This is a genomic window from Micrococcus sp. APC 4021, assembly GCF_030407635.1.
GTDB classification, from domain to species: Bacteria; Actinomycetota; Actinomycetes; order Actinomycetales; family Micrococcaceae; genus Micrococcus; species Micrococcus luteus.
This window is the reverse complement of record NZ_JASDCZ010000167.1, coordinates 1-3,763: the sequence shown is the minus strand read 5'-3', so window position 1 is coordinate 3,763 and position 3,763 is coordinate 1. Positions and strand designations below refer to the sequence as shown.

Sequence of the window (3,763 nt, the reverse complement as noted above, 5' to 3'; positions counted from 1 at the left end):
CGGGTCGGGCTGAAGGTCTCAGGTGTGCGGGCCCGGGAACGGGGTGGTCGGCACGCCGCCGGGCCGGTGTCGGTCGGAGCGGGCCCGGCACGGTCCGTGAAAGACTGCTCGCTATGGCCACTGCAGATTCCGGAGACGTCCTGCCGCACCTGCGCACCGAGGCCATCCGCGCCGTCGTCGGGCCCACCAGTGCGGACCGCGGCTTCGCCGTGGCCGCGTCGGGTGCCGTGGGGCGCCTGCGCTACGACGCCGCCACCGGCCGTCTGAGCGCCTCCGTCCAGGGCACCGCGCCCAGCCCCTACCGGGTGCAGGTGCAGCTGCAGGAGGCCTACGACGACGCCGCCGAGGACGGCGCCGGCGCCCTCATGGAGCCGGTGGGCGGGCGCTGCACGTGCCCGGTCGGGACGGACTGCAAGCACGTGGCCGCCGCGCTCTACCAGGTGGTCCGCCTCGACGCCGACCAGGCCCTCGACGACGCCCGCCGCAAGCTCGCCGAGATGGTCACCACGGCGGACGCGCTGCCCGCGCCCGCCGGACGGGGCCACGACGACGGCGGCCCGGCCGGCCTCGACGCCCCGGCCGCGGACGGGGCGGCGCCCCCACCCGCTGCCGGCCTGGACTGGCGACGGGTCATGGAGCCGCTGGCCGGGCTCGACGGTCCGCGCCGGCTGGGCACGCCGCCCGCGCTGGCGATCGGCGTGGAGCTCGTGGCCGAGTCCTCCCGCAACGCGTTCCAGCAGTGGGGCCCGGCGACGGCCGGGGAGGAGCAGGTGCGCGAGGGCCGCCCGCTGTACGTGACCGTGCGCCCGCTCAAGCGCGGGGCCAAGGGGACGTGGATCAAGGGCGGGCTGACGTGGAAGGCGTTCCAGTTCCCGCGCGCCGAGTTCGCCCCCGCCCAGGAGCGGGCGATGCGCCTGATCTGGCGTCAGGTCCAGGCCGAGGACTCCTACCCGGGCGACGCCTGGTTCGGTCTGCACGTCTTCGACTCCCCGCGGATCTGGCAGCTGCTCGCGGAGGCCCGCGAGGTCGGGGTGGAGCTCGTGCCGCTGGGGCTGCTGACGGACGTGGTGCTGGAGGCGCCCGCCGCCGTCGGGCTGGACGTCACCGGCGCCCCCGACGGCGGCCTGGACGTGGCCCCGGCCCTCGACCCGGCCCCGCCCGTCCCCGGGCTGAGCGGTGTGCACGCCGTGGGCGGCATCGGCTTCTACCGCGTGGAGCTCACGGACGAGGAGGCCGTGCTCCACCTGATCCCCGCCGAACGCCCCGTCCCCGAGGCCGTGCAGCAGCTCGTGCTCGCCGGCGGGCCCGTGCGGGTGCCCGCCGCGGACCGCGAGGAGTTCCTCGGCCGGATCTACCCGCGGCTGCGTGGCGCCCTGCCCGTGACCAGCGGCGACGCCTCCGTGGAGCTGCCCGAGTTCGAGCCGCCCGTGCTGCGGCTGCGCGCCGACTTCCGGCCCGACCACGAGCTCGTGCTGCGCTGGTCCTGGCTCTACTTCGACCCGCCCCGCGAACTCGGCCTCGACGCCGGCGGCGACCCGCTGCGGGACACCCGGCACGAGGACGCGGTGCTGCGCGCCGTGACCGAGCTCTGGCCGCGCGCCGGCCGCGCCGAGGAGCAGGTCCTCGAGGGCGTGGGCGCCGCCCGGTTCTCCGAGCAGGTGCTGCCGCTGCTGCAGCGCGCCGACCACGTGCGCGTGGACGTCACCGGCGACCGCCCCGACTACCGCGAGCTGAAGGCCGCCCCGCGCATCGAGGTCGGCACGAAGGCCACGCAGAACGACTGGTTCGACCTCGGTGTGCAGGTCTCCGTGGACGGGCACGTGCTGCCGTTCGTGGAGCTGTTCACCGCGCTCGTGCAGGGCAGGACCACGCTGATCCTCTCGGACGGCTCCTACCTGGGCCTCGACCACCCCGCCTTCGACCGGCTGCGCGCCCTGCTCTCCGAGGCCGCCACCCTGCAGGAGTGGACCCCGGAGCACACCCCCGTCTCACGGCACCAGGTCGGCTTCTGGGAGGACCTCAAGGAGCTCGCGGACGAGGTGGACGAGGACCCGGAGTGGACCGCCGCCGTCGGGCGCCTGGCCGCCGTCGAGCGCCTCCCCGAGGCCCCGCGCCCCGCCGGCCTGAAGGCCGACCTGCGCCCCTACCAGGAGGAGGGCCTGCGCTGGCTCGCGTTCCTGTGGGAGCAGGACCTCGGCGGGATCCTGGCCGACGACATGGGCCTGGGCAAGACCGTCCAGACCCTCGCGCTCTTCGCCCACGCACGTCAGGCCCGGCCCGAGCGGCCGCCGTTCCTCGTGGTCGCGCCGAGCTCCGTGGTGTCCGTGTGGGCGGCCGAGGCCGAGAAGTTCACCCCGGACCTCGACGTGCGCGTCCTGGACACCACCACCCGCAAGCGCGGCACCGCCGTGGCGGACGAGGTGGCGGGGGCGGACGTGGTGGTCACCAGCTACACGCTCCTGAGGATCGACGCCGGCCAGTACGGCGGACTCGACTGGGGCGGGGTGGTCTTCGACGAGGCACAGTTCCTGAAGAACCGCGCCGCGAAGGTGCACACGGTGGCCCGCGACCTGCGCGCCCCCTTCCGGCTGGCCATCACCGGCACGCCGATGGAGAACTCCCTCAGCGACCTGTGGGCGCTGCTGGGCGTCGTCGTGCCGGGCCTGTTCCCGAGCCACCGCCGGTTCCGCGAGACCTACGTGACCCCCATCGAGACCGGGGGGGACCCCGAGCGGATGGCGGCCCTGCGCCGCCGCGTGCGCCCGTTCATGCTGCGCCGCTCCAAGGAGCTCGTGGCGAAGGACCTGCCGTCCAAGCAGGAGCAGATCCTCCAGGTGGAGCTCGAGCCGGCCCACCGCAAGCTCTACGACCGCGTGCTCCAGCGCGAGCGCCGCAAGGTGTTGGGCCTGCTCGGGGACATGGACGGCAACCGGTTCACCATCTTCACGTCGCTCACGCTGCTGCGGATGCTCGCGCTGGCGCCGCAGATCGTCGACGACCAGTACGCCTCCGTGCCCAGCTCGAAGCTCGAGCGGTTCCTCGACGACCTCACCGAGGTGATCGGCGAGGGGCACCGCGTGATCGTGTTCAGCCAGTTCACGAGCTTCCTGCGGGTGATCGCCGAGGAGCTGGACCACCTGGAGATCGAGCACGCGTACCTCGACGGCTCCACGCGCGGGCGCGCCGACGTGATCCGCGGCTTCCGCGAGGGCGAGGCGCCGGTGTTCCTGATCTCCCTGAAGGCGGGCGGCTTCGGCCTGACCCTGACCGAGGCGGACTACGTGTTCCTCATGGATCCGTGGTGGAACCCCGCCGCGGAGGCGCAGGCCGTGGACCGGGCGCACCGGATCGGGCAGGAGCGGACCGTGATGGTCTACCGGCTCGTGTCCGAGGGGACGATCGAGGAGAAGGTGCTCGAGCTGCAGCGGCGCAAGGCCGAGCTGTTCGGCGCGCTCATGGACGAGTCCGACGACTCCGGCGCCGGCGCCTTCACCGACTCCCTCACCGCCGAGGACATCCGGGAGATGCTCGGCGCCGAGGAGTGAGAGCCACCCGAGGCGCGCCGGACGTTTTCGTTCGGGAAACGGCGGCGTGTCGCGACGTTTTCGTTCGGGAAACGGCGGCCCGCCCGCCCGTTTCGTCAACGAAAGTCGTCCCCGGGGCGCCGTTTCCCGAACGAAAGCGGGGGGTAGCCTCGGGCCATGCGTCGCCCGTCCCGTTCCAGCACCGCCGACCCCGCCAGCACCGCCGCCCCTGCCCCCAC

The 3,763-nt window shown here is 74.1% G+C and carries 1 protein-coding gene; it reads left to right on the top strand.

Annotation, left to right across the window (positions count from 1 at the left end; genetic code table 11):
* Nucleotides 1-113: 113 nt before the first annotated feature.
* Nucleotides 114-3,545: a DEAD/DEAH box helicase gene (locus tag QL983_RS10725; protein ID WP_129867373.1), complete on the top strand. Its 3,432-nt coding sequence runs from the start codon at nt 114-116 to the stop codon at nt 3,543-3,545.
* The last annotated feature ends 218 nt before the right edge of the window (nt 3,546-3,763 follow it).

Coding starts and splice junctions, on each gene's coding strand:
- QL983_RS10725 (WP_129867373.1), top strand. CDS start 114: ATGGCCACTGCAGATTCCGGAGACGTCCTGCCGCACCTGCGCACCGAG.